The organism is Nocardioides sp. J54 (genome assembly GCF_000519005.1).
Classification (GTDB): Bacteria; Actinomycetota; Actinomycetes; order Propionibacteriales; family Nocardioidaceae; genus Nocardioides.
Genome location: NZ_JAER01000081.1, coordinates 1 through 1091, shown reverse-complemented (window position 1 = coordinate 1091; position 1091 = coordinate 1). Strand labels below are relative to the sequence as shown.

The 1091-nt window shown below is 69.6% G+C and carries 1 protein-coding gene; it reads right to left on the bottom strand.

From position 1 onward, the window contains the following. Positions 1–1091 (bottom strand): hypothetical protein (locus tag NOCJ54_RS30130; protein ID WP_036519506.1); only part of this gene is annotated, 1091 nt, incomplete at both ends.

Genomic DNA, 1091 nt, shown 5'->3' with positions numbered 1-1091 from the left:
GCGACGAGTCGACGGCCACCCCCACCGCTCAGCAAGTGCGCGGGGTCGGTGAGCTCGTCGCGGCGTCGCTCCCATGCCGCCGAGGAGCTGCGCTGACCGCCCTTGAGGGCGTCCCTGTCGTCGCGCCACTTGTCGAAGGCGTCGAGGCCAGCGAGGCTGATTCCGAGGGCCGTCAGCGCGGCGACGTTGGCCGGGATCACGCCACCCTTGGGGCCACCCGTTCCGGGCTTGCCGGTCCCGGGCGCCCCGCCGCCGTTGACCACCCACACGTAAGCGGGGTTGGCAGCCGAGGAGCCCTTGCCGCCGAAGAGGCCCGCAGGACCGCCTCCGGCGCCCTTGCGGCCGGGCTTGAGCTTCGACCCCACCCCGAGGCCCACGGCGCCCAGAACGGCGGCGTCACGGGCCCACGCGGGCATGTCGTTGAACGCACCCACGAGATCCTTCGCGTAGGGCAGGGCGGTCTCGAGGGCGCCCTTGACGGTGTCGAGTGCGCTACCGACCGCGGGCAGGATCTCCTCGGCGAGCGGCTTGGCACTCTCGGCGAAATCCTTGACGGCCGGGATGCCATCCTCGTTGAACCAGTCGGCGAACTTCTGGAACGCGGGCACACCTTCCTTGAGCAGGAACTCCGAGGCGTCGGCAACGATCGGCAGAAGGGCCGTACCGATCTCGGTCTTGGTGTCCTCCAGCGACGCCTTGAGCCGCTGCTGCTTGCCGGAGAGAGTGTCGGCCTCGCGGGCGAAGTTGCCGTGTGCGTCGGCGGTCTGGCGCATGATCAGCGAGAGGGTCGCGGCCTGGTTCGCCTGGGAGGACAGCGAGCCGTCGACCTTCTCGAAGCCGAGCGCGGCGGCCTCGGCGTCGATCTTGGCCTGGGACAGCGAGACGCCGTAACGCTCGATCGGGTCACGCTCGCCCTTGAGGGCCGAGGAGAGTGCTTCCACAGCCTCGGAGGTCGTGCCGCCGAACATCGACGAGAGATCGGCGCCCAGCGTGATCAGCTTGTTGGTCTTGGGCGCGAGCTTGTCCATCGCCGTGCCGCCGTTCTTGAGCTGCGCACCGATGATGGTGCCCAGCTCGTTGAACTCGTTGCG